Origin of the sequence: Micromonospora sp. NBC_00421 (assembly GCF_036017915.1) — a bacterium.
GTDB lineage: Bacteria > Actinomycetota > Actinomycetes > Mycobacteriales > Micromonosporaceae > Micromonospora.
This window is the reverse complement of sequence record NZ_CP107929.1, coordinates 5,931,489-5,956,232: the sequence shown is the minus strand read 5'-3', so window position 1 is coordinate 5,956,232 and position 24,744 is coordinate 5,931,489. Positions and strand designations below refer to the sequence as shown.

At 72.1% G+C, this 24,744-nt stretch carries 26 protein-coding genes; 19 read left to right on the top strand and 7 right to left on the bottom strand.

The annotated features are described in order from the left end of the window. Positions 1 to 48: 48 nt before the first annotated feature. The 9 genes from OHQ87_RS25500 to OHQ87_RS25460 all read left to right on the top strand — a co-directional run bounded on the left by OHQ87_RS25500 (position 49) and on the right by OHQ87_RS25460 (position 9,314). A complete protein-coding gene (locus OHQ87_RS25500) occupies positions 49 to 1,026 on the top strand; it encodes an NAD-dependent epimerase/dehydratase family protein (protein WP_328341887.1) in 978 nt (325 codons plus the stop codon). A 77-nt stretch (positions 1,027 to 1,103) separates the two neighbouring features. Continuing rightward, positions 1,104 to 2,327, top strand: a complete 1,224-nt coding sequence (locus tag OHQ87_RS25495) for an LCP family protein (RefSeq protein WP_328341885.1) — start codon at positions 1,104 to 1,106, stop codon at positions 2,325 to 2,327. Between the two features lie 260 nt (positions 2,328 to 2,587). Further along, complete coding sequence (locus OHQ87_RS25490) at positions 2,588 to 3,796, top strand: LCP family protein (protein ID WP_328341883.1); 1,209 nt, start codon at positions 2,588 to 2,590, stop codon at positions 3,794 to 3,796. A 197-nt stretch (positions 3,797 to 3,993) separates the two neighbouring features. Continuing rightward, positions 3,994 to 4,935, top strand: a complete 942-nt coding sequence (locus tag OHQ87_RS25485; protein ID WP_328341881.1) for an LCP family protein — start codon at positions 3,994 to 3,996, stop codon at positions 4,933 to 4,935. A gap of 102 nt (positions 4,936 to 5,037) precedes the next feature. Next, positions 5,038 to 5,373 (top strand): rhodanese-like domain-containing protein, encoded by a 336-nt coding sequence (locus OHQ87_RS25480; RefSeq protein WP_328341880.1) that lies wholly within the window; start codon positions 5,038 to 5,040, stop codon positions 5,371 to 5,373. A 10-nt stretch (positions 5,374 to 5,383) separates the two neighbouring features. Further along, entirely contained in the window at positions 5,384 to 6,175 is a 792-nt protein-coding gene (locus OHQ87_RS25475) for a glycerophosphodiester phosphodiesterase (RefSeq protein ID WP_328341879.1), read from the top strand. Positions 6,176 to 6,291: 116 nt separating this feature from the next. Next, positions 6,292 to 7,749 (top strand): sensor histidine kinase, encoded by a 1,458-nt coding sequence (locus OHQ87_RS25470; RefSeq protein WP_328341877.1) that lies wholly within the window; start codon positions 6,292 to 6,294, stop codon positions 7,747 to 7,749. 116 nt (positions 7,750 to 7,865) lie between these two features. Further along, on the top strand, positions 7,866 to 8,279 hold the full coding sequence (locus OHQ87_RS25465) for an ATP-binding protein (RefSeq protein ID WP_328348994.1): 414 nt from the start codon (positions 7,866 to 7,868) through the stop codon (positions 8,277 to 8,279). A 153-nt stretch (positions 8,280 to 8,432) separates the two neighbouring features. Then, positions 8,433 to 9,314 (top strand): DUF5926 family protein, encoded by an 882-nt coding sequence (locus OHQ87_RS25460; protein ID WP_328341876.1) that lies wholly within the window; start codon positions 8,433 to 8,435, stop codon positions 9,312 to 9,314. A gap of 20 nt (positions 9,315 to 9,334) precedes the next feature. Here the strand turns inward: OHQ87_RS25460 and OHQ87_RS25455 are convergent, their stop codons facing one another. Continuing rightward, positions 9,335 to 10,552, bottom strand: coding sequence for an arginine deiminase (locus tag OHQ87_RS25455; protein WP_328341874.1), 1,218 nt, complete (start codon positions 10,550 to 10,552; stop codon positions 9,335 to 9,337). 164 nt (positions 10,553 to 10,716) lie between these two features. Between OHQ87_RS25455 and OHQ87_RS25450 the strand changes: the two genes are divergently transcribed. The 4 genes from OHQ87_RS25450 (at position 10,717) to pheA (ending at position 13,885) form a co-directional block, all read left to right on the top strand. Then, positions 10,717 to 11,454 (top strand): hypothetical protein, encoded by a 738-nt coding sequence (locus tag OHQ87_RS25450; RefSeq protein ID WP_328341872.1) that lies wholly within the window; start codon positions 10,717 to 10,719, stop codon positions 11,452 to 11,454. Positions 11,455 to 11,630: 176 nt separating this feature from the next. After that, entirely contained in the window at positions 11,631 to 12,089 is a 459-nt protein-coding gene (locus OHQ87_RS25445) for a hypothetical protein (protein ID WP_328341871.1), read from the top strand. A 277-nt stretch (positions 12,090 to 12,366) separates the two neighbouring features. Continuing rightward, positions 12,367 to 12,918: a hypothetical protein gene (locus OHQ87_RS25440; protein ID WP_328341869.1), complete on the top strand. Its 552-nt coding sequence runs from the start codon at positions 12,367 to 12,369 to the stop codon at positions 12,916 to 12,918. Between the two features lie 10 nt (positions 12,919 to 12,928). Continuing rightward, entirely contained in the window at positions 12,929 to 13,885 is a 957-nt protein-coding gene (gene pheA / locus OHQ87_RS25435) for a prephenate dehydratase (protein WP_328341867.1), read from the top strand. A 362-nt stretch (positions 13,886 to 14,247) separates the two neighbouring features. On the opposite strand, the gene OHQ87_RS25430 is transcribed toward pheA, so the two are convergent. The 3 genes from OHQ87_RS25430 to OHQ87_RS25420 all read right to left on the bottom strand — a co-directional run bounded on the left by OHQ87_RS25430 (position 14,248) and on the right by OHQ87_RS25420 (position 16,350). Beyond that, positions 14,248 to 14,970 (bottom strand): AIM24 family protein, encoded by a 723-nt coding sequence (locus OHQ87_RS25430; protein ID WP_328341865.1) that lies wholly within the window; start codon positions 14,968 to 14,970, stop codon positions 14,248 to 14,250. 82 nt (positions 14,971 to 15,052) lie between these two features. Then, the gene (locus OHQ87_RS25425; protein WP_208565790.1) at positions 15,053 to 15,397 is read right to left on the bottom strand and encodes a metallopeptidase family protein; all 345 of its coding nucleotides are present in this window, start codon (positions 15,395 to 15,397) and stop codon (positions 15,053 to 15,055) included. Positions 15,398 to 15,918: 521 nt separating this feature from the next. Next, entirely contained in the window at positions 15,919 to 16,350 is a 432-nt protein-coding gene (locus OHQ87_RS25420; RefSeq protein ID WP_328341864.1) for an OsmC family protein, read from the bottom strand. Between the two features lie 206 nt (positions 16,351 to 16,556). Here OHQ87_RS25420 and OHQ87_RS25415 point away from each other — a divergent pair, with 206 nt between their 5' ends. The 3 genes from OHQ87_RS25415 (at position 16,557) to OHQ87_RS25405 (ending at position 19,076) form a co-directional block, all read left to right on the top strand. Then, positions 16,557 to 17,216 carry a hypothetical protein gene (locus OHQ87_RS25415; protein ID WP_442930598.1) on the top strand — a complete coding sequence of 220 codons (660 nt, stop codon included), beginning with the start codon at positions 16,557 to 16,559 and terminating at the stop codon, positions 17,214 to 17,216. Between the two features lie 226 nt (positions 17,217 to 17,442). Then, positions 17,443 to 18,264, top strand: a complete 822-nt coding sequence (locus tag OHQ87_RS25410) for an HAD family hydrolase (protein ID WP_328341862.1) — start codon at positions 17,443 to 17,445, stop codon at positions 18,262 to 18,264. Further along, positions 18,264 to 19,076, top strand: coding sequence for an HAD family hydrolase (locus tag OHQ87_RS25405; RefSeq protein WP_328341860.1), 813 nt, complete (start codon positions 18,264 to 18,266; stop codon positions 19,074 to 19,076). The genes OHQ87_RS25410 and OHQ87_RS25405 overlap by 1 nt, the downstream gene beginning before the upstream one ends. Positions 19,077 to 19,186: 110 nt before the next feature. Here OHQ87_RS25405 and OHQ87_RS25400 read toward each other — a convergent pair whose 3' ends face one another. Next, a complete protein-coding gene (locus tag OHQ87_RS25400) occupies positions 19,187 to 19,786 on the bottom strand; it encodes a bacterial proteasome activator family protein (RefSeq protein WP_328341858.1) in 600 nt (199 codons plus the stop codon). A 150-nt stretch (positions 19,787 to 19,936) separates the two neighbouring features. Between OHQ87_RS25400 and OHQ87_RS25395 the strand changes: the two genes are divergently transcribed. Continuing rightward, a complete protein-coding gene (locus OHQ87_RS25395) occupies positions 19,937 to 20,782 on the top strand; it encodes an alpha/beta hydrolase family protein (protein WP_328341857.1) in 846 nt (281 codons plus the stop codon). Positions 20,783 to 20,811: 29 nt separating this feature from the next. After that, positions 20,812 to 22,026 carry an ABC transporter substrate-binding protein gene (locus tag OHQ87_RS25390; protein WP_328341855.1) on the top strand — a complete coding sequence of 405 codons (1,215 nt, stop codon included), beginning with the start codon at positions 20,812 to 20,814 and terminating at the stop codon, positions 22,024 to 22,026. Positions 22,027 to 22,095: 69 nt separating this feature from the next. Here the strand turns inward: OHQ87_RS25390 and ddaH are convergent, their stop codons facing one another. After that, positions 22,096 to 22,929, bottom strand: coding sequence for a dimethylargininase (ddaH, locus tag OHQ87_RS25385; protein ID WP_442930597.1), 834 nt, complete (start codon positions 22,927 to 22,929; stop codon positions 22,096 to 22,098). Positions 22,930 to 22,988: 59 nt separating this feature from the next. Between ddaH and OHQ87_RS25380 the strand changes: the two genes are divergently transcribed. Beyond that, positions 22,989 to 23,447: an Lrp/AsnC family transcriptional regulator gene (locus tag OHQ87_RS25380; RefSeq protein WP_328341853.1), complete on the top strand. Its 459-nt coding sequence runs from the start codon at positions 22,989 to 22,991 to the stop codon at positions 23,445 to 23,447. A gap of 104 nt (positions 23,448 to 23,551) precedes the next feature. Here the strand turns inward: OHQ87_RS25380 and OHQ87_RS25375 are convergent, their stop codons facing one another. Beyond that, positions 23,552 to 24,664, bottom strand: a complete 1,113-nt coding sequence (locus OHQ87_RS25375; protein WP_328341851.1) for a T3SS (YopN, CesT) and YbjN peptide-binding chaperone 1 — start codon at positions 24,662 to 24,664, stop codon at positions 23,552 to 23,554. Positions 24,665 to 24,744: the final 80 nt, after the last annotated feature.

The following is a 24,744-nucleotide window of genomic DNA, read 5'->3' as shown; positions in this document are numbered from 1 at the left end:
TCCAGGTCCAAAGAGTGTGCGGGTGCCGTGCTGGGTAGGCTGACCGCCATGAAGGTTGCCCAGCGGTTCGGAAACGGTCACCGCGTCCTCGTCACCGGCGGCGCCGGGTTCGTGCCGTCGCACCTGGTGGACGCCCTGATCGACCGCGGGTGCACGGTGGTCGCGCTTGACAACTTCGTCACCGGTTCCAAGGACAACGTCGCGCACCTGGCGGACGACCCCCGTTTCACCCTGGTCGAGGCGGACATCTCCGAGGGCCTGCCCACCCACCACCCGGCCCTGACCCAGCGGTTCGACGCGATCCTGCACATGGCGTCCCCGGCCAGCCCGACCGACTTCGAGAAGTTGCCGGTGGAGATCCTGCGGGTCGGTTCGGTGGGCACCCTGCACCTGCTCGACCGCGCGGTCGCCGACGGCGCCCGGTTCCTGATGGCCTCCACCTCCGAGGCGTACGGGGATCCGAAGGAGCACCCGCAACGGGAGACGTACTGGGGCAACGTCAACCCGATCGGGGTGCGCAGCGTCTACGACGAGGCGAAGCGCTTCTCCGAGGCGGCCACCATGGCCTACCACCGCAGTCGGGGGCTGGACGCGGCGATCGTCCGGATCTTCAACACGTACGGCCCACGGATGCGCCCGGACGACGGCCGGGCCATCCCGACCTTCATCTCCCAGGCGCTGCGCGGCGAGCCGATCACCGTGCACGGCACGGGTGGACAGACCCGGTCGATCTGTTATGTCGACGACCTGGTGCGGGGAATCCTGCTGCTGCTCGACTCGACGGAGACCGGCCCGATCAACTGCGGCACCGAGCACGAGCTGACCATGCGGCAACTCGCCGAGACCATCGCGTCACTCTCCGGCAGCCAGTCACAGGTGACCTACGTCACTCGCAGCTCGGACGACCCGGAGATGCGCCGCCCCGACCTCACCCTGGCCCGGGACCTGCTGGGATACCAGGCGGCGGTCTCGCCCGAGGAGGGCCTCCGGCGCACCATCGACCATTTCCGCGACCGGTTAGGGTAGCTCCCCCGCGCCACGCGGGACGGCCGGCGGGCTTCGCGTTCCGCCGACGCTCGACCGGCCTACGTACGCTGAAACGCATGTCAGCGACCTCGTCAGCCGGCGCCTCGCTCCCGTACCTGCACCGCGGCGCGGGCCGTGCCCCGGTGCCCGGTGCCGACCGGGGCACCACCGGGCGCTCCCGCCAGTCCGACGCGCAGTGGTACCCGTCGTACCAGGAGGGCCAGCCCCGCTCCGGCGGACCGGGCGGCCCAGGCACCCCCGCCGGGCCAGGCGGGCCGGGGAACTACGGCAGGCGCGGGCCGCGACCGCGCTGGGGGCGGATCGCCCTGGTGGCCGGCGTGACGGTGCTGGTGGTGGCGCTGCTCGGCGGGATCGGGGCCTTCTTCTACACCCGCAGCCTCGACAAGGACCTGGCCCGCACCGACCCGTTCTCCGAGATCACCGGCGGTCGGCCCGCCAAGCCGGTCGACGGGGCGCTCAACATCCTGCTGGTGGGCACGGACTCGCGGGACCCGGACGCAGCGGTCGACAAGCCGGGCGAGTGGCGCGCGGACACGCTGATCGTCATGCACATCCCGGCCGACCACCAGTCGGCCTACCTGGTCTCCGTCCCGCGTGACCTGTACGTGCCGATCCCGGAGAGCGCCGGCGCGGACTGCTCCTCCGGCCGGCGGGCGAAGATCAACGCGGCGTTCGCCTTCGGTGGCCTGCCGCTGGCGGTACGCACCGTGGAGTGCTTCACCGACGTCCGGATCGACAACGTGATGGCGATCGACTTCGGCGGCTTCAAGGAGGTCACCGACGCGGTCGGCGGGGTCGACCTGAAGGTGGAGCAGAGCATCACCTCGATCCACAAGCCGTACCGGAAGTTCACCAAGGGCACCATGCACATGGACGGCGCCACGGCGCTGGACTGGATCCGGCAGCGCAAGCAGTTCCCCCAGGGTGACTTCGCCCGGATGCGTCACCAGCAGGAGTTCCTGCGGGCGCTGATGGACAAGGCGGCCAGCACCGGCACGCTTACCAACCCGAAGAAGCTGAACGCGTTCCTCCAGTCGGTGACCGACGCGGCGACCGTGGACAACGGCTTCTCCCTCGGTGACATGGCCATTCAGTTCCGTAATCTGCGCGGCGAGAACCTGACCTTCCTCACCAGCCCGAACACCGGCAGCGACACCATCGACGGGGAGTCGGTGGTGGTCTCCGACCGGGAGAAGGCGCTGGCGATGTACAAGGCGATGTCCGCCGACACGATGGCGGACTGGGTGGCGGCCGACAAGAAGGCGGGCAACGGCAACTGACGGTCCCGCCGGCGCGGGGCGGGCCGTCGCGGCCTGCCCCGATGTGTCGGGCAGATTTCGACAACCGTCATCAGAGGTCGTTTGCCGACCGCTTGATCATCGAACGCCAACGGCCGTCCGGTCTCATCAATTCGTCCGAACGGATGAATTGCGGGGGCAAAGGTCAGGTTTTCTGGGATTTGTGCGTGTGACGACCTCGCCTTGCCGGGAAGCGGTACGTACAGTGGTCCCGCCCCCCGATCACGCGAGCTGGAGCACGCATGCCGGTTCAGACCAGTCCCCGCCCCTCGTCGCTGAGCGCCGACCCCTACCGGGCATCGGCCGCCGTCCCGTCACCGGGTGGTCGCGGCGGTCGGCGCACCGGCACGGTCCGCAAGCGTGCCAAGCGCAAGGACCCGCTCTGGGCGCGGCTGACAGTGGTCTTCGGCGCCGTGCTGATGCTGACCAGTGGCGTCGCGATCGTCGGCAGCAAGGTGCTGATCAGCCAGGCCACCGGCAACATCGCACAGCGCAACCTGCTCGGCGGGGCGGGCAAGACCGAGGCCGAGGGCGGCGCCAACCTGGACGGCCCGATCGACATGCTGCTGCTCGGGGTGGACGCCCGGGAGCGCTGGGCCGCCGACGACGTCCGGTCGGACAGCATCATCGTGCTGCACATCCCGGCCAGCCACGACCAGGCGTACCTGATCTCGATCCCCCGGGACACCGAGGCGCAGATCCCCGCGTTCAAGAAGAGCGGGTTCAAGGGCGGCACCGACAAGATCAACGCGGCGTTCCAGGCCGGCGCACGCAACGGTGGCGGCTGGGAGGGCGGCGCCCAGCTGATGGCCCAAACCATCAAGAACATGACCGGGGTCAGCTTCGACGGCGCCGCGATCATCAACTTCGGCGGTTTCAAGAACGTCATCGACACCCTCGGCTCGGTGCGCATCTGCGTCAGCCACGAGGTGAAGTCGCACCACATGATGATCGTGGACGGCAAGCAGATGTGGAACGCGGACGCCAAGAAGACCGGCCGGCCGATGACGCCCGTGGTCTACAAGAAGGGCTGCCGGGAGATGAGCGGCCTCCAGGCGCTCGACTACTCGCGGCAGCGCTACGGCCTGCCGAACAGCGACTACGACAGGCAGCAGAACCAGCAGCAGCTGATCAAGGCGATGGCCCGCAAGGCCACCGACAAGGGCATGCTGACCAACCCGGTGAAGGTCAACCAGCTGATCAAGGCGGCCGGTAAGGCGTTCATCCTGGACACCGGCGGCGTGCCGGTCGCGGACCTGGTCTTCACCATGCGCGGGGTCACCGCCAACGAGTTGACCATGCTGCGCACCAACGGCGGCACGTTCAACGGCAACGCCAACAACCGCGAGGCGCTCAGCCCGCAGACCCTGGACATGTTCCAGGCGATCAAGGAAGACAAGCTCGGCGAATTCGTCTACGCCAACCCGAGCGTGCTGTCCACCCGCAAGTGACCCGCCGGAAATAGCGGGGAACCGGCCCGGAGCCCCACCGTCCCGCCCTAGCCTGATGTGAGAGACATTCACGTTACGGCCACGGGGAGGACGTCACGGCCAGGTCAGCGCGATCCGACCGGGGGCGGGGCAGACCGTCCCCCGCCCGGCGTACGGCCCGCGGGTCGCGGGTCCTGCTCGGCGTCGGCCTGACCCTGGTGCTGCTCGCCGGGCTGGCCGTGGTCGGGGTGCGGATGCTCACCCAGCGCTACGACCGGACGGTCAGCCGGGAACAACTGCTCGCCCCGGACGCCCGACAGGCCCGCACCGAGCTGGACGACGGCCTGAACTACCTGATCGTCGGCTCCGACCGACGAGCCGGCGCGCAGGGGCCGGACCAGCGATCGGACACCATCCTGATCGTGCACGTCCCACCCGGCCTGCGACAGGCGTACCTGATTTCCGTTCCCCGCGACCTGCTGGTCGCGATCCCACCCGACGGCATCGGCTACGGCGGGGGGCAAGACAAGATCAACGCTGCGTACGAGCACGGCGGCGGCGGCGAGGGCGGCACCCGACTGCTCTCGGCCACCCTCACCCAGCTCACCGGCATCCGCTTCGACGGCGCGGCACTCGTCGACTTCGCCGGTTTCCGGCAGGTCATCGACCTGTTGGGCGGCATCCGGATGTGCGTCGACACCGAGGTCCGGTCGATCCACACCGGGGCCCTCTTCCCGGTCGGCTGCCAGCAGATGGACGGCGCGAAGGCGCTGGACTACGCCCGGCAGCGCTACGGCCTCCCGGGTGGCGACTACGACAGGCAACGACACCAGCAGCAGATGCTGCGGGCGATGATGGACCGGGCCGCCCAGGCCCACCTGCGCAGCGACCCGGTGCAACTGGACCGGGTGCTGCGGGCGGTAGGCGGTTCGCTCACCGTCGACACCAACGGCGTGCCCCTGGACGACCTGGTGTTCGCGTTGCGCGCGCTGCCCGCCGACGCGTTGCACGGGGTGCAGTTGCCCTCGTACCCGCAGACCATCGACGGCATCTCGTACGTGGTGCTCGACCACGGTGGCGGCGGGCTCTTCGACGCCGTCCGCACCGACCGGCTGCCCGACTGGGCGCAGGCCAACCCACGCTGGGTCAACCGGCTGTGACCCGGCAGCCGGCCGCCGGCACCCGGATCACCGGCAGCCCGGGGCCGCCACGCCGACCGTCGAGGTGCCGTTCCCGGCACCGAGGATCTAGGCTTGGTGACCGTGTTCGGATCCCAGGTTCCCAGCGTCCCCGTGACCGCGATCGACGACGACACCTACCTGCTCGACGTCCGTGAGGACGACGAGTGGGCGGCGGGCCACGCGCCCGGCGCCCACCACGTACCGATGATGGAGCTGCCGGCCCGGCTCGCCGAGGTGCCCACCGACCGCGACGTCGCGGTGATCTGCCGCTCCGGCGGGCGCTCCGCGCAGGTGGTCGGTTACCTGCTCGGCAACGGCTGGGAGCAGGTGCGCAACGCCGACGGTGGGATGCGGCAGTGGGTGGCCGTCGGCAAACCGGTGGTCACCGGGGACGGGCAACCCGGCCAGGTCATCTGAGCGTCGGAGGATGGGCGATCCACTTGTCTTCGCGCACCGTGGCGCGTCGGCCGACCTCCCCGAACACACCCTGGCGGCCTACCTGCGGGCCCTCGACGAGGGCGCCGACGGGCTGGAGTGCGACGTCCGGCTGACCCGCGACGGGCACCTGGTCTGCGTACACGATCGGCGGTTGAACCGGACCAGCAACGGCCACGGTCTGGTCAGCGCCCGCACCCTGGCCGAGTTGGAGACGCTGGACTTCGGCTCCTGGCACCCCGGGTGCCCGCCGGCCGACGGCGACGAGGCGCTTGACGACACGCGCACCCGGCTGCTCACCCTGGACCGGCTGCTGGCCGCCGTCCGGGCCGCCGGCCGCCCGGTCCGGCTGCTGGTGGAGACCAAACACCCGTCCCGCTACCGGGGGGACGTCGAGCGCCGGCTGGTCACCCTGCTGCGACGGCACGGGCTGGCCGAGCCGGCCCCCGACGATCCGGTCCAGGTCACCGTGATGTCCTTCTCCCCGCTGGCGGTCCGCCGGGTCCGCGAGCTGGCCCCGGCGCTGCCGACGGTGCTGCTGCTGGAGGTGTTGCCCCGCTGGCTGCGGCTCGACCGGCTGCCGTTCGGGGCCCGGATCGCCGGGCCGGGCATCGGGCTGGTCCGGGCCCGCCCGGAACTGGTGCCCGCACTCCGGGCCGCCGGCCACCAGGTGTACGTCTGGACGGTCAACGAGCCGACCGACCTGGACCTGGTCCTCGACGCCGGGGTGGACGGGGTGATCACCGACCGGCCGGCGCACACCCTGGCCCGGCTCGGTCGATGACGTCCGCCTCCCACCTGCCCCGGGCCGACGCCGACCGTTCGGGCCGGCACCGGGTGCCGGACCGGCCCGACTCCCCGGGGGTGCCCGAAGGCCGTCGCACGGGGCACACTCGGGGCATGCCGGAGCGCACCGATCTCGCCACCCTCATCGCCGACCACGGCGCGGTGATCGAGATGATCAATGCGGGTGAGGCCGGGCTGCCGGTGCTCACCGCGCTGCTGCGGGCGGCCCGGCCCGCGCTCGGCGCGGCCTGCGTGGCCTTCGTCGAGTTCGCCCCGACCGGCGGACGGGTGATCGCCGCCAGCGGCAACGCCGAGTGGACCATCGGCCGTCCGCTGCCCGCCTCCGACCCGGCCACCGTCTGCCTGCTCACCGGCCCCCGGGTCCGGCAGACCCGGCTGGACCGTCTCGACGGCCCGCTCGCCGGGGAACTGGCCGAGCGCGGTCTGCGCCGCATGATCGTCGCCCGCGCCGAACTCAACGGGCTCACCGTCGGCAGCCTGCACGCCCTCTATCCCGACGACGAGGAGTCCGAGGACCGGATCCAGCACGCCACCATCGGTTACTTCGCCTCCTGCATCGCCCACATGTACGGCGACCAGAGCGGCCTGCCGGTGCACGGCGACGGCCCGGTCGTCGCGGCGCTCGCCGACGGCCTGGCCGTGGTGGACCGGGACGGCCGGGTCCGGCTGTGGAACCCGGCGGCCGTCGAGGTCACCGGCCGCACCGCCGCCGAGGCGATGAACCGACCGCTGCCGTTCCCGCTCCCGGCGGCCGGCCAGGTGCTCGACCACCAACTGCCGGGCGGGCAGTGGCTACGGATCACCTCCGGCGAGCTGGTCGGTCCGGGCACGCTCCGGGTGGTCACCTTCCGCGACATCACCGACCAGCAACGCCGCGACTCCGACCGGGACCTGTTCGTCGCGGTCACCAGCCACGAGCTGCGTACCCCGGTCACCGTCATCAAGGGGTACGCGGACACCCTCACCGACCACTGGGAGTCGCTGACCGACCACGATCGACGGCAGGCGGCCCGGGTGATCGGTCAGCGGGCCAACGAACTGGCCCGACTGGTCGACCGGCTGCTCACCTCGGCCACCGACGTACGCCCCAGCGACGAGCCGGCCGTCCCGTTCGACCTCGGTGAGGCGCTCCGCGCCGCGGTGCTTGACCTCCCCGGCGACCTGCGTCGTCGGCTGCTCCTGCACGTCCCGGTCGACCTGCCCAAGACACTCGGGGACCGGCACCGGCTGACCACCGTGCTGACCGAGCTGTGCACCAACGCGGGGAAGTGGTCGCCGACGGACTCCCCCATCGAGGTGATCGCGACGGCCGACGGGCAGACGGTGTCGTTCCGGGTGGCCGACCGGGGGATGGGAATCCGGCCGGAGCACGTGGAACGCGCCTTCGACCGGTTCTGGCAGGGCGAGTCCGGGGACCGTCGGGGTTATCCGGGTGCCGGGCTCGGCCTCTATCTCGTCCGTCGGATCGTTGAACAGCAGAATGGATGGGTATCCCTACGTCCACGGGACGGGGGCGGTACGGTCGCAGAGGTGCGGCTGCCGCGGGGATGATCCCGCACCGGCGGGCCGGAGACGAGCCGGCACGGGTGGGCCGGGGCGCACCGCCGCACCGGCGGGCACGGGAAGGAGCCGGGGTGTCGACGGGACGAGTCGATCGTTCGTGGTGCGTGGTGGTTCCCCACCATGTCACCGGAGCGCGGCTGGCCCGGCACCGGCTCGCCGACGAACTGGCCGACCTGGTGCCCCCGACGCTCCTCGCGGACCTGGTGGCCGTCCTGGCCGAACTGGTCGGCAACGCGGTCCGGCACGCCGACCCGCTGCCCGGCGGGGTGGTCCGGGTCGCCTGGCGGCTACGGCCGACCCGGACCGGGCCGGTGCTGTCGGTCCGGGTGACCGACGGCGGCGCCGAGGCCGGGCCCCTGATGCGGGCCGCCGGAACGGACGCCGTCGACGGCCGGGGCCTGCACATCGTCGCCGGGCTGGCCAGCTGTTGGGGGGTCGACCGCGACGGCCTGGGGCAGAGCGTCTGGGCCGAGTTCCACCCGGCCGACTGCCGGCCCGGCCTGGTTCCCACCGGCTGACGCGGGGTCGGGCCAGATCCGGGTCGGCCGACGCAGCGGGGCGACGCAGCGGGTGACCCGGCGCCTCGGTGCGGCGCAGCGTGGCGGCCGAGCCGGCGCAGCGTGGCGGGTCCTGCCCCCGCCGTCGCCCGGCGGGCTCTAGGCTGTCTCGCCGTGAGCAAGCGTCGAAAGAACCAGCGCGTCGAGGCCGCTCCCCGCCGGGAGAAGATCCGGGACGTCTTCGTCCCCCGTCCGTTCGAAGGGTTGGCCGACGAACCGGAGTGGATCGCCCTGCGCGAACTCGTGCCGGCCGCCTCCGCGCCGCTGCGGCTCACCCCCGGGCTGGTCGAGGAGCACGGTGACCGTCCGGTCACCCTGGCCACCGTGCTGCCGATGGCCGCCCCGGCGATGACCAAGCCGGACGGCCGGGTGTTCATCGGTCTCCAGCGGCACCAGCAGTCCGGCGACGTCTCCCGGGACCTGGCCGAGGCGCTGCTCTGCGCCCTGCGTACCGAGCCGGGCGGGCAGGTGACGGTGCCGCCACTGCCGGGCCCCGGCCCCCGGCTCCAGGACATCCTGGTGGACGGCCCGCTGGACATCACGATGCACGAGGGCTTCGAGTTCTGGCTCGATCCCGGTGCGGCAGACGACCCGACCGTGCAGGCGTCCCTGGAGCGGGCGAACGCGGCGATCTACCCGACCGTGAAGCTGGCCGCCGCCCGGGCCGCCTACTGGTGCCGGGTGCCGGAGAAGGCGCACGTGCGCTGGGTGCTCGGCGACGACGAGGATGCCGCGCTGGACACGCTCTCCCGGCTCTCCGCCGCCGGTGCCCTCACCCTGGGCGAGGGTACGAAGTTCGCCGGCATGTTCCGGGCACACGGCCGGCTGGCGCCGGTCTGGGACCTGCCGGAGGACGTCCCGGCCGCCGAGTGGGAGGAGCCGGTCACCGCGTTCGCCAAGCGGTACGCCGACGCGCTGGCCGAGAAGGAGCCGCTGGACGCCGCCGGCCGCCGGGCCCGCCAGGGTCTGCTCGGCCGCCAGCTCACCCTCCGCTGAGCCCACCCGCCCGGGGCGGCTCAGGCGGCGGTCGGGTGCAGTGGTTCGCGGACCAGTGGACAGGACATGCAGCGGGGGCCGCCCCGGCCGGAGCCCAGCTCCGAACCGGCGATCGGGATGACCTCGATGCCGGCGCGTTCCAGCTGGGCGTTGGTCTCCACGTTGCGTTCGTAGCCGACGCAGAGCCGGGGGGCCAGGGCGAGGGTGTTGTTGCCGTCGTCCCACTGCTCGCGTTCGGCGGTCACCGGGTCCAGGCCGGTGTCGATCACCCGGAGCTGGTCGAGGTCCATCGCGTCGGCAGCCGCGCGCAGGAACGGCGCGGGGCCGTCCACCCGGGGCTCGCCGTCCGGTCCGACGATCACCGTGTACGCCGACAGCGTGCTGGCCACGTTGGGGTACATCAGCACCGCGTCGACGTCGACCATGGTGCAGACGGTGTCGAGGTGCATGGTGGCCCGTTCCTGGGCGATCGGCACCACCAGCATGGTGTGCGCCAGGCCGGCGGCGAAGACCTGCCGGGCCAGCCGTTCGGCGCCGGCCGGGGTGGTCCGCTCGCCCACCCCGACGGCGAGCACCCCGGGGGCGAGCAGCAGCACGTCGCCGCCCTCTAGGTGTTCCAGGCCGGGATGGTAGACGGCCCGGGTGCCGACGAATCTCGGGTGGTAGCGGTAGATCGCGTCGGTGAGTGTGGTCTCCCGGCGGCGGGCCGGCATGGCGAGGCTGGTGACCCCGACCCGGTCGCCGATCCACAGTGACGAGTCCCGGGTGAAGAGCAGGTTGGGCAGCGGGTCGATGACGAAGTCGTGCCGGTCCATCAGCGTCCAGACCAGACCACCGGGGCGCTCGGCGCTGATCCGTACCTCCTCGTGGGCGAGGCCGGCGGTGAGCACGTCGGCGAGGGCGGCAGGGTCGAGGTAGGCGAGGTGGTCGGCGACCCGACGGCGCAGGGTGTCGCCCAGTCGGGGCGAGCTGAGCACCTGCTCGGTGAGCTCGGCGCGGGCCTCTGCGACGGCGAGGGTCTCGGCGAGCAGGGTGGCCAGGTAGAGCACCTCCACGCCCCGGTCGCGCAGCTCGGCGGCGAAGGCATCGTGCTCCTCCTGGGCCCGGCCCACCCATGGGATAGCGTCGAAAAGCAACGAGTCGTTGTTGCGGGGGGTGAGGCGGGCCAGTTCCGGACCCGGCCGGTGCAACAGCACCGTGCCGAGTCGACCGACCTCGCTGTCCACGTAGTGGGTCACCCCCGCAGCGTAGGACAGTGCTGATCGATGTTCAGCGGAAGAACTGCGGATGAATATGGCATTCATCCGCACTCATTCCGGCGCTCCAACTTGCCGTACCCCCACAGTGGCGACGTAGGGTAGTGAGACCATAACTTTCGAGAGACCTTTTGCCGGAGGTCGCGATGACTGTCTTTCCCGCTCGTCGAGCCGTACCCACCCGGGCACTGCCGCCCGTGGCGGTGCCGCAGCCCCGTCCCGACGGGTCCGCGGCACTGGACCCGGCTCGTCCGACCCCGCTGGAGTGGGCGCGTCGACGTCGAGCCGAGCGGGGTGCCCGTCGGCTGGAGGCCGCCGGGGCGCGGGCGCTCGGTCAGCTCGACCACCTGGGCCCCGCCTGGCACGTGATCGAGTGGCCCCGCACCGACGTCTCGGACATGCTGCGCGACCACGGCCAGGACGAACGCGCCGGGTTCCTCGCCATCGGCCCCAGCGGGCTCTTCGCGGTCAGCATCGTCGACCACGGCCGGGCCCGGGTGCTGGTCGCCGGGGACGTGGTGCAGATCAACGGCAAGCGCCCGCCGTACGTGACCGAGGCCCGGCGGGACGCCAAGCGGGCGAGCAAGGCGCTTACCGGGGCGGTCGGGCTGCCGATCCCGGTGACACCGGTGCTGACCTTCGTCGGCTCCGGCGTCATCAGCGTCTACGGCCTGCCCAAGGACTGCATGATGGCGACCCACCGGGAGCTGGACCGGCTCCTCGTCGCCGGTGGCAACCGGATCAGCCCGGCCACCGCCGAGAAGCTGTCCCGGGTCGCCCAGGCACCACAGACCTGGCACAACGGCACCTACCGTCCCGCCGGCGACTACCGGTGGTACGACGAGGGCCGAACGGCCGCTGACAAGCCGGCGGGTCGCCGGTAACGTCACCGACGACGCCCCGCGGCACCGGTTTTCCGCGACATCCCGGTCCGCGCCGTCGCCGGCCGCCCACCAGGGCACCCGATCCATCCACCGGCGGCTGGTGACTCCAGCGCGGTCGGCGACCGTCACGAAGACCGGCTAGCGTGGACAGACCGTCGGTGTACCTAGGAGGCACGGTGGCCCACGTCGAACTCTCGCTCTCGGACGTGTTCGTGCCGGCGGCACGGACGCCGACAGAGCCGGGGTGCGACAACGTCGGGAAGTGGTCGGCCACCGTCTCGCGCGCCGAGGAGCCCTGCCTCCTGATCGACGCCGACACCCAGGTGGTGGCCATCTCCGCCGCCGGTTGCGAACTGCTCTGCCTCGGCGCCCCCGAGGCCGTGGTCGGGCTGCCGCTGCTCGAAGGAGGCCTGCGGCTGCTCGACTTCACCGCAGCCCGGCACGAGTTGCCCGAGCAGGAGACCGACAAGATCCCCCCGCTGCTGGCCCTGCACTCCGGGCGACTCGCCCGGGGTCTGCTGAGGGTGCAGCCCGCCGGTGACGACAGCACCTACGCGACAGTCGACGCCATCTCCACGCCGGTCCTCACCGACGGTTCGGTCGCCGGCTCGCTCACCTTCTTCTCCGCGATCTGACCGTCCTACCCGGCCGTCCGTCCGGCTCCGCCCTTCGACCGCCGGACAGCGCCGCGTCGGCCGTCCGCCCGAGCAAGGCTCCCTCGACCGGCGTTCAGCGCCCTCTCGGCCTGTTCCGACGGCAGCGTCGGTGTCGCGCCGGCCTTCACCGTGCGGGCCGATCCTCCTACGATGGGCTCACCCCCACCGGCCACCGCGACCGGCCCTCTCCAGCCGATCCGTAACGGCCGGTGCCCGTCCCGACGCCCCCGCGCGCGACTCCCCCGAGGACCGGCCCGTGCCGCCTGACCCCGTATCGCGTCCCCCGTACCGACGGCCGGTCACCGCCCTACTCACGGTGGCCCTGCTCGCCGTGCTGCCGTCCACCGGCTGCGCCGCCCCGCCGGAACGCGGTGTGGCGGTCCCCGTCGCCCCGCCGACGCCGACCGTGACCACGCCGCCGACCACGTCGCCCACCATCCTGCCGGTGACACCCACCCTGCCACCGACCTCCGCCCCGCCCACCCCCACCGTCGCGGCGGTCGCCGTGGCCTGCGCCGGCCGCCCCTCCGCCGACCGGGTGATCGGGCTGCTCCGCAGTGACGTGCTGCCCCGGAACGTGTCGGTGCGGGCCGTCGAGGGGCCGCTCTGCGCCGACGGCTGGCAGTACACCGTGTTGGCGGTCAGTGGGCACGAGGAGCTCCAGGCGGTGAGCCGGGGGGAACCGGACGCGCTGCGGCTGGTCACGGCCGGTACGGACGTCTGCTCGATCGAGGTGAAGGCCGTTGCGCCGCCCGCCATCCGGACGTTGGCCTGCGACGCCGGGACCGGGGTGCCACCGGGTGCGTAGGCTGGTCGACATGCCCGGAACACCACCGACCCGATACGTCTTCTTGGGCCCCGAGGGCACCTTCGCCGAACAGGCGTTGCGTACCGTCCCGGCCGCCGAGCACGGCAGTCGTACGCCCGCCCGCAGCGTCGGCGAGGCGCTGGAGAGCGTACGGGCCGGTGAGGCGGACGCGGCGCTGGTGCCGATGGAGAACTCGATCGGCGGCGCGGTCGGGGTGACCCTGGACGAGTTGGCAGAGGGGAACCCGCTGGTGATCACCAGGGAGGTGATCCTGCCGGTGGAGTTCGTGCTCGGCGCGCGGCCCGGCACCGATCTCCACCGGGTAAGCAGTGTGGCAGCCCATCCGCAGGCGTCCACCCAGTGCCGCAACTGGCTGCGCGCCCACCTGCCCGACGCCACGGTGATCGACGTGCTCTCCAACGGTGCAGCGGCGGCCGGCGCGGCGAACGGCGAGTACGACGCGGCGATCTGCGCCCCGATCGGGGCGGCCCGGCACCGGTTGACGCTGCTCGCCGACAAGATCGCCGATCACCCGGACGCGGTGACCCGCTTCGCACTGCTGTCCCGCCCCGGCCCGCCCCCGCCGCCCACCGGTGACGACGTCACCTCGCTGGTCGTCTACATCGCCCACGACCGGGTGGGCGCCCTGCTGTCGGTGCTGATGGAGTTGGCCGTCCGGGGGGTCAACCTGACCCGGATCGAGTCCCGCCCCACCGGTGAGGCGCTCGGCCGGTACGTCTTCTTCCTCGACTGCACCGGTCACGTCGCGGACGCCCGGCTCGGCGAGGCGTTGCAGGGGTTGCGTCGGGTCTGCGCCGAGGTGCGCTTCCTCGGGTCGTACCCCCGGCACCGGTGGACCGACGCGGCGGGTGATCGGCCGGTCCCGGCACCAGCCGGCCTGTCGGACACCGACTACACCGACGCGGCGGCCTGGCTGGCCCGGCTGCGCTCCGGTGAGCTGAACTGACTGCCCTATCCCGGTATCCGCCACGGCAGCGGCAGCGAGCCTGAACCGCACCCACGAATCCCACGGAGTCCGGGCCGACCCGACCCGGTCACGCCGCCAGCGCCGTCCGACGAGGCCCGAACCGCCCCGCCCACCCCCGACCCGAATCGGCCAGACCGAGCCGAATCGGCCAGACAGAGCCGAATCGGCTAAGACCGAGCCGAATCGGCCAAGACCGAGCCGGCACGGCCAAGAACGGTGCCGGCCCCGGCCGAGGCCGAACGGAGCCGAACCGGCCTGGGTCGGCCGACGACTCCACGATCGGCCGGCGACGAGTCGGGGTGCGGGGCGGCCCCAGCCGGGACCGCCCCCCACCGCCGAGGTCAGCTGAGCAGGCCGCCGAGCAGGCCGCCCTGTTGCTGCTGCTGAGTGCCGCTGCCCTGGACCGGCGGCTCCTCCGACGGCTGGACCACGACGAAGCCCTGGCCGGCGAAGCTCATGGTGAACGCCTCACCGGTGCTGCGGCCGAGCAGGGTGCCCAGGCCGAGCTGCTCCGCCCGGTGGTAGCCGGTCTGGAGGTTGGCCGACCAGCAGACGGCGGCCTGCGGGTCGACATAGGTGGGCGCGTCGACGTTGAGCACGACCGGGGTGCCCTTGGTGGTGATGGCGATCCGCCCGTGCCCGCTGAACACGCAGTTGAACAGGCCGGACGAGGCCATCCCCGCGCCGCCGACCATCTTGATGTCGTACGACAGGGACGAGTCGAAGGCCAGCACGCTCGACCCGTTGATCGACAGGGCGTCGCCCGGCTCCAGGTCGATGATGTGCACGTCCTTGGCCAGCTCGGCGAGGAAGACGTCCCCGTGGCCGCTGAGCTTCATCAGCGGCACTCCCTCGCCGGTGAGCCGCTGCTTGATGAACTTGCCGATGCCGCCCGAGCCGAGCGCCTGGAACTGCACCTGCCCCTGGTAGGCGACCATCGACCCGACCCGGGCCATCGCCTCACCGTTGAGTTCGATCTTCAACATCTTGGAGTTCTGCAGCCGCATGCCGGGCTGGGCGGACTCCTTCTCCAGGTTTTCTGCCGAGAACAGCGCGCTGCGCATGGGGGTCTTCCTCCTGATCGGGGATGTGCTCGCCCCACGGTAGGCAGCCCCCGCAACCGGCCGCATCGGCCGAGCGGCGCGCTCAGCCCCAGCCCAACGCGTGCAACCGCTCGTCGTCGATTCCGAAATGATGGGCGATCTCGTGCACCACGGTCACCGCCACCTCGTCGACCACGTCGTCCTCGGTGGCGCAGATGTGCAGGATCGGCCGGCGGTAGATGAAGATCCGATCCGGCAGTACGCCCGAGTAGCTCCAACCGCGTTCGGTAAGCGCATGCCCCTCGTAGAGGCCGAGCAGGTTCTCTCCGGCGGGCGGGTCGTCCTCGACCAGGATGACCACGTTGCTCATCAGCCGGAGCAGTTCCTCGGGCACCTCGTCGAGGGCCTCGCCGACCAGTTCCTCGAAACGTTCACGGCTCATCTCCACAGGCACCTCACCGATTGTGCCCGACTCGCCGCCCCGCCCACTCCCTACGCCGACCGGCCGCCCCCACCGGCACCAACATCATGCTCGATCCTGGTTGTCCACACCGTTGCGTTAACGCCGTGGGTGGCTGGTCAACCCGGGACAGGAAGTGCCCGATCGGGGAGCGGGGTGGGCCCGCTTGGCGATCATGGAGTGGTGGTGCCGACTTTGGGGGTTTACGGGCGTTCTGTTACCCACCACAACTCCATGATCGGCGAGGCGGCGGTGGTCGACGAGCAGCCGTTCCACCTAACGCAACGGTGTTGTCCTGGTTGTAGTGGCCTCGAATCGCTCGGATGCCACTACAACCAGGATCGAGCACGATCATGCAGGCCGACGCGGACCCGATTCGCCCCGTTGGGACGACCGGGCGGGGGGACGACCGGGCGGTCGCCCGGACACGGGAGCGACCGGGGGGCCGCTGCCCGGGGGAAGCCCGCCCGACCTCTGCGAAGGCCGGGCGGGGATCGGGGCCGAAGGGATCAGGAAGCGAGGCGGGCGGTGAGGCTGATCTGCGCGCCGGGGGAAAGCAGCCGGGAGATCGGGCAGTTCTCCTTGGCGGCCTCGGCCAGCTTGGTGAACTGGGCCTCGGCCAGGCCCGGGGCCTGGCCGACGGTCTCCAGGTCGATCCGGGTGACGGTCATTCCCGCGTCGGTCTTGTCGAAGTGCACCTTGGCGGTGGTCTCCACCGAGGTGCCGGAGACGCCGGCGTCGGCGAGCTGCTTGGAGAGCGCCATCGAGAAGCAGCCCGCGTGGGCGGCACCGATCAGCTCCTCCGGATTGGTGCCCTCACCTTCCTCGAAGCGCGACTTGAAGGAGTAGTTCCCCTCCAGGCCACCCTTGCCGGTGCGAACGGTCCCGGCGCCCTCGGTGAGGTTGCCCTGCCAACGTGCGGATGCGGTACGGATAGGCATACCCGAACGCTAGTCGAACCCCCACGCCGCTGCCGACCTTCCGTGCGTCACCCGCTCCCGGTCGAGAGCGACCTTCCGGGCTCCACGCTCCCGGCCGGGGGCGTACCGCCGTGGGATGATGCGGGTCAGGCCCGCGACGCGGAAGGTGGCCGATGTCCCAGGATCTCCCCATCCCGAGACAGGACGATCGCTCGGATGACAGCTCCATGCTGGAGTGGGGTGCCACCGAACGACCGGCCGGCCGACGGTTCGGCCACTGGCCCGCCGCGCTGCGTCGGGACCGACGGCTACCCCCGGTGCTGGTCCTGCTCGGCGCGGTCGCCGCCACGGCGTCGATGGCCGGGGAGTGGCTGGTGATGACCGTGCCGAACGGCGGCCCGGAGGGCAGCGGCACCATCCGGGTGCCCGGTGGGGTGGCCGAGGTGGGTGGCTTCGGGATCGCGTACCTGGTGGGATTGTTACTGCTCAGTGTGGCGGTGGCGATGGCCCTGCGCGGGCGCCCGGCCACCCGGCACGACGCCCGGGTGGCCGGTCTGGCCATGGCCGGCGTCCTGCTGGTCCTGCTCGTCGTCACCGCCTTCTCGTTGGACGACTCCGGGCAGCGGGCGCTGTTCTACTCCCCGGAGGACGGGTTCCGGGTGGACTACGGCCGGGGGCTGGTGATGGCCTTCGTCGCCGTCGTACTGGTCGGGGCGGCCCTGCTCACCATCGTCCGCCAACCGGACGATCGGCTGGCGGACGGTGCCGGGGCCGAGACCGGGCCGGTCGGGGTCGATCCCGGTGCGGACGACGATCGACCGGCCGCACCCGCCGACCTGACCGTCACTCCGACGGTCCCGTTCGCCCGCCGCGAGCGCGACGCCTGAGAAGGCAGCGGCCCGACCCGCCGGCTACGCCGCCGACCCGCCGGCCCCGATGAACCGACGCCGACCTCGGGACGGGGCGATCGGGCGGCGGTGTGTCGGCCATCGGGCGTTGGCGCCCGATTCGCCGGAAAGCCATGGTGACGACCTGTTCGGCGAGGTACGGTTGCTGCCCGCCGTCACACCGGGTCGGACGACCGGTACGGACGGCGGCGGGCAAGGAGGAACGATGACCCGCCCGGGACTGCCCAAACTCATCGCCACCGACCTCGACGGCACGCTGGTGCGCAGCGACGACACCGTCTCGGCGTACACCCACGGGGTGCTCGACCGGGTGCGGGCCGCCGGCATTCCGGTGGTCGGCGCCACCGGTCGTGGCCCCCGGTTGAAGGAGCTCACCCGCAACGACATCCGGGCCGCCGACTACCTGGTGATGGCGGGTGGCGGTTGCGTGGTCGACCAGAGCGACCCGGCCGGCCCGGTGGTGCTGCGCGACGAGCGGCTGTCCGGCGAGGTGCTGGCCCGGCTGCTGGCCGACCTGGAGGCCGCCGTCGGCCCGCTCACCGTCATGGTGGAGGCGTCCGACGAGCACGACGCGCCGCTCTGGGGCGACTACCACCCGGCCTGGCCGTACCCGGACCGGTTCGAGGCGCGCAGCCGGGCCGAATGTCTCTCCCTCGACGTGGTCAAGGCGTTCGTCCGGACCGCCGACCACCACGTGGACGAGTTGCTGGACACCGCCCGCCGAATCGTCGGGCCGGAGGTGGCCAGTCTCACCCAGGCCGGCCTCGGCTTCGTCGAGATCTGCCCGCCGGGGGTGGACAAGGCCAGCGGCCTGACCGTGGTCGCCGAGCGGCTCGGGGTCGACCCGGCGGACGTGCTGGTCTTCGGGGACATGCCCAACGACCTACCGATGTTCGCCTGGGCCGGCTGGTCCCGGGTGGCCGTGTCGAACGCCCACCCGCTGGTGCGGGCCGCCGCCGACGAGGTGACCCTGCGCAACGACGACGACGGGGTGGCGGTCTACCTGGACCGACTACTCTCCCGGTGATGGGAGAGACACCACGGCTGGTCGCCACCGACATCGACGGCACCCTGCTCGGCGACGAGCGGCGGCTCAGCGCCCGCACCGCTGCCGTGCTGAAGCGGATCGCCGCGGCGGGCACGCCCGTCGTGCTGGTCACCGGCCGCCCGATCCGCTGGCTCCAGCTGGTGTACGACCAGCTCTCCGCGCCGCTGCCGGCGATCTGCGCCAACGGCGCGGTGGTGTACGACCCGGACAACGACCAGGTGCTGCGGGCCGACCCGCTCGCCCCGGAACTGCTCGCCGAGGTGGCCCGCCGGCTGCGGGCGGCGGTGCCGGAGGTCAGCCTCGCGGTGGAGATCGTGGACAGCCGGGAGATGCGGCACGAGGCGCACTACCCGCTGCGCTGGGACGCCGACCACGAGGCCATCCGGGCGGTCGAGTCGCCTGAGGAACTGGCTTCGATGCCGGCGGTGAAGTTGCTGGCCCGGGCCGGCGCACAGGACCCGGACGCCTTCGTGCAGGTGGTGGCCGGTGCGCTGGAGGGGCTGGCCGAGGCGACCCACTCGTCGTACAGCGGGCTGGTGGAGATCTCCGCCGCCGGGGTGACCAAGGCGGCCGGGCTGGCCTGGTACGCGGACCGGATCGGCGTACGCCAGTCCGACGTGCTCGCCTTCGGTGACATGCCCAACGACGTGCCCATGCTCACCTGGGCGGGGCGGGCGGTGGCGGTGGCCAACGCGCACCCCGCCGTGCTGGCGATCGCCGACGAGGTGACCGGGGCGAACACCGCCGACGGCGTGGCGGCGTACCTGGAGAAGATCTTCGGGGTGGCCTGAGCCGCCGGGGTGCCACCGCGCGGTGGCACCCCGGCGCGCGCTCGGCGCTCCCGGCGGCGACCCGGCGCACGGCTCAGGGCCGCAGCCGGCTCAAGGCCGACGGCCGGGGATCAGAGGTACTGGCCGGTGTTGTGGCCCTCGCCGCCTGGCTGCTGACCCATGCCGGGCATCCCGGGGATCATCCCGGCCGGGCCACTGGGCAGGGCGGGGCGGCCACCGGAGCGCATCTGCTCCAACTGCACCCGGGCGGCCATCTGCTGGGCCACCAGGGTGGCCTGGATGCCGTGGAAGAGCCCCTCCAGCCAGCCGACCAGCTGGGCGTGGGCGATCCGCAGCTCGCCCTCGCTGGGGGCCTGGTCCTCGGAGAACGGCAGCGAGAGCCGTTCCAGCTCCTCGCGCAGCTCGGGAGCGAGACCGTCCTTCAGCTCGACGATCGACCGTTCGTGGATCTCCCTCATCCGGTGCCGGCTGGCGTCGTCGAGCGGGGCGGCCTTGACCTCCTCCAGCAGCTGTTTGATCATGCTGCCGATCCGCATCACCTTGGCCGGCTGCTCGACCAGGCGGGTCGGGTCCTCGCCGGCCTCGTCGGTCTGCACGGTGCCGACCGGGCGGCCGTCCGGGCCGACCACCACCACGGTGCCCGGGTGCCCGTCCGCGCGGCCCGATTCGTCATCTTGTCCAGTGGAGTGCGCTTCGGTCATGACACCCATCCTTACCCACCCGCTCCGGCCGCACGCGCCCGGACCGGGACCAGCCCCGACCACCGTCGCCGGGCAGCGGGGACGCCGCCGTAAGGTCGCGCGCGGGCCGGTGCCGGCGGGGGACGCCGTCGGGCGGGCTGCCGCGCTACCGTCGCCGGCATGACCACCGACCCGCGTGCCGTGCTCACCCGGCCCGCCCCGCCGCCGGATGTGACAGTCCGCTACGGCGACCGGCCGGAGCAGCTCGTCGACCTGCGCCGGCCGGTCGGGGGCGGTCCGGTCCGCCCGCTGGTCGCGGTGCTGCACGGCGGTTTCTGGCGGGCCGGGTACGACCGCACCCACACCGGCCCGCTCGCCGCCGCGCTGGCCGACCTGGGTTGGCCGGTGGCCCAACTGGAGTACCGGCGCACCGGTCAGCCCGACGGCGGCTGGCCGAACACGCTCACCGACGTCCGGGCCGGGGTGGCGGCGCTGCCCGGGTTGGCGGCGCACGCCCTGCCGGGGCGGGTCGCCTCGGGGCCGCCGGTGCTGCTGGGGCACTCGGCCGGTGGGCAGCTCGCCCTGCACGTGGCGGCGCACGCCCCGCAGGACGTGGCCGGGGTGCTGGCGCTGGCACCTGTCGCCGACCTCGCCGAGGCGTACCGGCTGGATCTGGATTCGGGTGCGGTGGCCGCGCTGCTCGGCGGCGGCCCGGTCGACCACCCGGAGCGGTACGCGGCGGCGGACCCTCGGATTTCGGTACCGACGCGGACACGGACGGTGATTTTGCACGGCACCGAGGACCGCCAGGTGCCTGTCGCTCTGAGCAGGTCATATGCTGCCACCGCACGAGCCGCCGGCGCCCCGGTCACCCTCGTTGAGCTGCCGGAATGCGAGCACTTCGGGTTGATCGACCCGCTCTCGGCGGCCTGGCCACAGGTAAGAGCTGCGTTGCAGTCGCTGCTTGAAGATCAAGATCCATTGACGCAGGGTCGCCCACCAGGTAGAACGCCGGAGGGGCGGTGACGCCCGGCAATGCTCCCGGAAGGATTTCGGTGTCGCAGATGAACCGCAGGCGGGCCCTCCAACTGCTGGCCGCGCTCGGTACGACCGGACTGGCCGCCGCCTGCGGCACGGACGACCCCGAGACGCCGGCCCCGGGCAATCCGATCAAGATCGGGCTGATCAGGCCGGAGAGCGGTGACGGCAAGGCGATCGGCGAGGACATCGAGAACGGCTTCCAGCTCTTCCTGGCGACGAACGGCCAACAGCTCGGTGGGCACCCGGCGACCGTGGTGACCGTCGACGAGGGCGACAACGCCAAGAGCGGGCAGGCCGCCGTCGACCAGTTGCTCGCGCAGAACGTGCTCGCCATGACCGGCGTGGTCAACTCGACGGTGATGTCAGGGATCCGGGACGCGGTGGAGAAGGCCCGGGTGCCGCTGATCGGCTCCAACGCCTCCCCGCCCAGCCTGCAGAGCGTCGTCTACATCTGGCGGACGTCGTACGTGCTGGACGAGCCGGGCCGGGCGCTCGGGTCCTACCTGCGGCGGACGCTGCCCACCGACAGCCGGCTCGCCATCGTCGCGCCGGAGGGCACCGCCAGCCTGGACGTGATCAAGGGCTTCCGCGACGGCTTCGGCGCCGACGACCCCCGGATCATCGGCGAGCCGATCCTCACCACCGCCAGCTCCAATCCGGGCGAGGACGAGTTCGGCGCGCAGATCGACGAGGCGCTCGGCCGCCAGCCGGACGGGATCTTCTGCTTCTACTCCGGCACCGCGGGTGAGCAGTTCATCCGGCAACTGCGGCGGAGCCGCTGGTTCGGTGACATCTACGCGCCCGGTTTCCTGACCGAGGGCAACATCCTCACCGACCTGCGCCCGACCCTGGTCAACGCGGACGACAGCCTCAAGGCCGGCACCATCCAGACCTCGCTGAACTACTCCGCCGACCTGAACAACAACGCCAACCGGATCTTCGCCTCGGCGTACCGCAAGACCTTCAACGTCTCCCCCACCACCTACGCGATGGCCTCGTACGACGCCGCCCAGGTGCTCGACAAGGCGATCCGGCTGGCCGGTGCGGAGCCCAACCCGCAGCAGGTCAACCTGGCGCTGGGCAAGATCGGCCAGATCGACAGTCCGCGTGGGCCGTGGCAGTTCAACCAGCCGCGTACCCCGCAGCAGAAGTGGTACCTGCGCAAGGTGCAGTTCGACGGCCGGCTGCTCTCCAACGTCCTGATCAACGAGATCGCCACGCTCGGCTGAGCCGTACGAAGGGTCGGCCCTTCGTACGGGGCCGGCGTGCGGGTTGGTCGAAGGCGGTACGCGGGTCGGTCAGGGGCGCAGCTCGGCGATGCAGCACTTGACGCTGCCGCCGCCCTTCTTCAGCTCAGCCAGGTCCACCGGCACCGGGGTGTACCCGGCCGCCTTGAGCTTCCCGGCCAGTCGGGCCGCGTCGCTGTTGAGCACCACGTTCGCCCCGTCGCTGACCAGGTTCAGGCCGAAGGCCAGCGCGTCGTCGTCGTCGGCGAGCACGGCATCCGGGAAGAGCTGGGTGAGGACCCGCTGGCTGGCCGCCGAGAAGGCCCCCGGGAAGTACGCGACGTTGCGGTCGTCGATCGAGGCGAGCGCCACGTCCAGGTGGTAGAAGCGCGGGTCGACCAGGCGGAGCGACACCACCGGGCGGCCCAGCGCCTCCTGTGCCTCGGCGTGCGCCGGCAGCTCGGTGCGGAAGCCGTGCCCGGCGAGGATCAGCCCACCGTGCGCCTCCGGCAGGTAGGCGAAGTCGCCCTCACCCTCGTTGGTCTCGCTCGGTGCGATGAAGTGCCAGCCCTGCTCCTGGTAGAACGCCCGGTGCGCGACGGCCTCGGCGGCCCGCTGCGCGTGCTTGAACTGCGCGCCGTAGACCGTCCCGTCCACCACGAAGGCGCCGTTGGCCGCGAAGACCATGTCCGGCAGCCCCGCCTGCGGGGTGAGCAGGTGCACCTGGTGGCCGAGACCGACGAGCGTGTCCCGCAGCCGGTCCCACTGCGCGACCGCTAACGCCGTGTCGACGTCGGTGGTGACGTCCATCCACGGGTTGATCGCGTACTCCACCGCGAAGCGCTCCGGGGAGCACATGAGATATGTCCGCTTTCGCGGCAAGCGCTGCTGGTCCACGGTGACCAAGGGTAGGTAGCGTAGAACTTTGGTAACAGCCAGAAATATTGCTTCCCAGGGGCGGAACGTTGCAGATAGACGCGGTAGACCAGCGAATCATTGCGTTGCTCGTGGCGGACGCCCGGACCTCGTACGCGGACATCGGCTCCCGGGTGTCACTGTCCGCGCCGGCGGTCAAGCGACGGGTGGACCGGCTCCGGGCCACCGGGGTGATCAGGGGCTTCACCGCCGTGGTGGACCCGGCCGCCGTCGGCTGGACCACCGAGGCGTTCGTCGAGCTGTTCTGTGCCGGCCGGACCACCCCCACCCAACTGGCGCTGGCCGCCCGGCGGCATCCCGAGGTGGTGGGCGCCTACACCGTCTCCGGCGAGGCCGACGCGCTCGTACACCTGCGCGCCGCCGACATCTCCCACCTGGAGGACGCGCTGGAACGGCTCCGGGCGGAACCGTTCGTCACCTCCACCCGGAGCACCATCGTGCTCTCCCGGCTGGTCGAGTCGCCCGGCGTCGGCCCGTCCACCCCTTGACCGCCCCGCCCCTGACGCCCTCCGCCCCTGACACCCCCGGCCCCGCCCCGCCCCGGCGGCACGGATCGCGGCCGGCGGCATCCAGACGGCCTGGGGTGGGGCGATCAGAGGTACATGCCGGTGCGGTGCTCGGTGTCGCCCCGGCTCGGCTTGTCGCCCTCGCCGAAGAACCGCTTCCCGCCGAACTCGCCGTGCAGCCGGTCGTCCAGTTCGTCGGCGAGCCCGGTCATCACCTGCACCGCAAGCATCAGGTGGGTGGCCTGGAAGTTGCGCCCGAAGACCGGGATGGACGCCCAGACGGTGTCGTCGGCGCAGTACAGCCGGCCGATCGGCATCCGGTTGGTCAGCTCGGAGAGCTTCACGTACAGCCGCTCGGTCGGCTCGACCTCGGTCAGCACCGGCGAGAAGACGTCGACCAGCGGCGGATTGTCGCGGACCCGGACGAAGACCATCGCCGAACCGGCCCGGATGTTGATGTCCCCGTCCGAGTCGACCTGGAGGTGATCGGACGTCGACTTCAGCATGGTCGAGACCACCGTCCGGACCTGTTCCGGCAGGTCCAGCACCTCCTGCTCGCCGCTCTGGGCGCTCGCCGCCGCGGCCAGCGCCTCGTCCAGGTCGGCCTCGACGTCCTGGTCGGGGCCGAACTCGCTGCGCGCGGTGCCGAGCGCCTCGATCGGCAACGACTCGCCGTCGGCGTCCTGGCTGAGGTAGACCAGGAAGGCCGGGTGCGGTGCGCCGTACACGTCCCGCAGGGTGCGGGAGAGCAGCCCGGCCAGCTTGCTGGCGTCGTCGGCCGTCCCGTCCAGGCCGAAGTGCTCGCCGGAACCCGCCACCACGCCGGGCGGCGACCAGCCGAGCGCGATCATGTCGGCCACCGCGGCGCGGTCCAGCCGGAAACCCTGCGGCAGGGTGGCGTTGCCGACCGCCCGCGCGGAGAGCCGGCCCTGCTCGCCGACGGCCACGCTGATCGAGTAGACCGCGTCGCCAGTCCCGGAGGCGGTCGGGTCCAGGGTCAGCTCCAGCTGCGCCCCGGCGGGCAGCTCCCGCAGCCGGGCGGCCAGCGCCCGGGCGAACTCCCGCCACGCCTCGGTGACCTTGGCCCGCAGGTCGGCCGTGCTCGGCTCGTCCAGCAGGATCGACTCGTGGTGCTCGCGGTGCTCCGGCGGGGTGCCGGGCTGATCACCTGTCGGCTTCGAGGGGTGGTCTGCCGTCATGATCGCCTCCGTCCGTCAAGGTCACCCTACCCAGGCGGGCCGGAGAACGAATCCACCGCGACCGGCATCGGACACCGCTG

Coding starts and splice junctions, on each gene's coding strand:
- OHQ87_RS25450 (WP_328341872.1), top strand. CDS start 10,717: ATGACTGTCTTTCCCGCTCGTCGAGCCGTACCCACCCGGGCACTGCCG.
- OHQ87_RS25475 (WP_328341879.1), top strand. CDS start 5,384: ATGGGCGATCCACTTGTCTTCGCGCACCGTGGCGCGTCGGCCGACCTC.
- OHQ87_RS25410 (WP_328341862.1), top strand. CDS start 17,443: ATGACCCGCCCGGGACTGCCCAAACTCATCGCCACCGACCTCGACGGC.
- OHQ87_RS25500 (WP_328341887.1), top strand. CDS start 49: ATGAAGGTTGCCCAGCGGTTCGGAAACGGTCACCGCGTCCTCGTCACC.
- OHQ87_RS25470 (WP_328341877.1), top strand. CDS start 6,292: ATGCCGGAGCGCACCGATCTCGCCACCCTCATCGCCGACCACGGCGCG.
- OHQ87_RS25430 (WP_328341865.1), bottom strand. CDS start 14,970: ATGCGCAGCGCGCTGTTCTCGGCAGAAAACCTGGAGAAGGAGTCCGCC.
- OHQ87_RS25400 (WP_328341858.1), bottom strand. CDS start 19,786: ATGGGTGTCATGACCGAAGCGCACTCCACTGGACAAGATGACGAATCG.
- pheA (WP_328341867.1), top strand. CDS start 12,929: ATGCCCGGAACACCACCGACCCGATACGTCTTCTTGGGCCCCGAGGGC.
- OHQ87_RS25405 (WP_328341860.1), top strand. CDS start 18,264: ATGGGAGAGACACCACGGCTGGTCGCCACCGACATCGACGGCACCCTG.
- OHQ87_RS25420 (WP_328341864.1), bottom strand. CDS start 16,350: ATGCCTATCCGTACCGCATCCGCACGTTGGCAGGGCAACCTCACCGAG.
- OHQ87_RS25375 (WP_328341851.1), bottom strand. CDS start 24,664: ATGACGGCAGACCACCCCTCGAAGCCGACAGGTGATCAGCCCGGCACC.
- OHQ87_RS25495 (WP_328341885.1), top strand. CDS start 1,104: ATGTCAGCGACCTCGTCAGCCGGCGCCTCGCTCCCGTACCTGCACCGC.
- OHQ87_RS25490 (WP_328341883.1), top strand. CDS start 2,588: ATGCCGGTTCAGACCAGTCCCCGCCCCTCGTCGCTGAGCGCCGACCCC.
- OHQ87_RS25395 (WP_328341857.1), top strand. CDS start 19,937: ATGACCACCGACCCGCGTGCCGTGCTCACCCGGCCCGCCCCGCCGCCG.
- OHQ87_RS25415 (WP_442930598.1), top strand. CDS start 16,557: ATGCTGGAGTGGGGTGCCACCGAACGACCGGCCGGCCGACGGTTCGGC.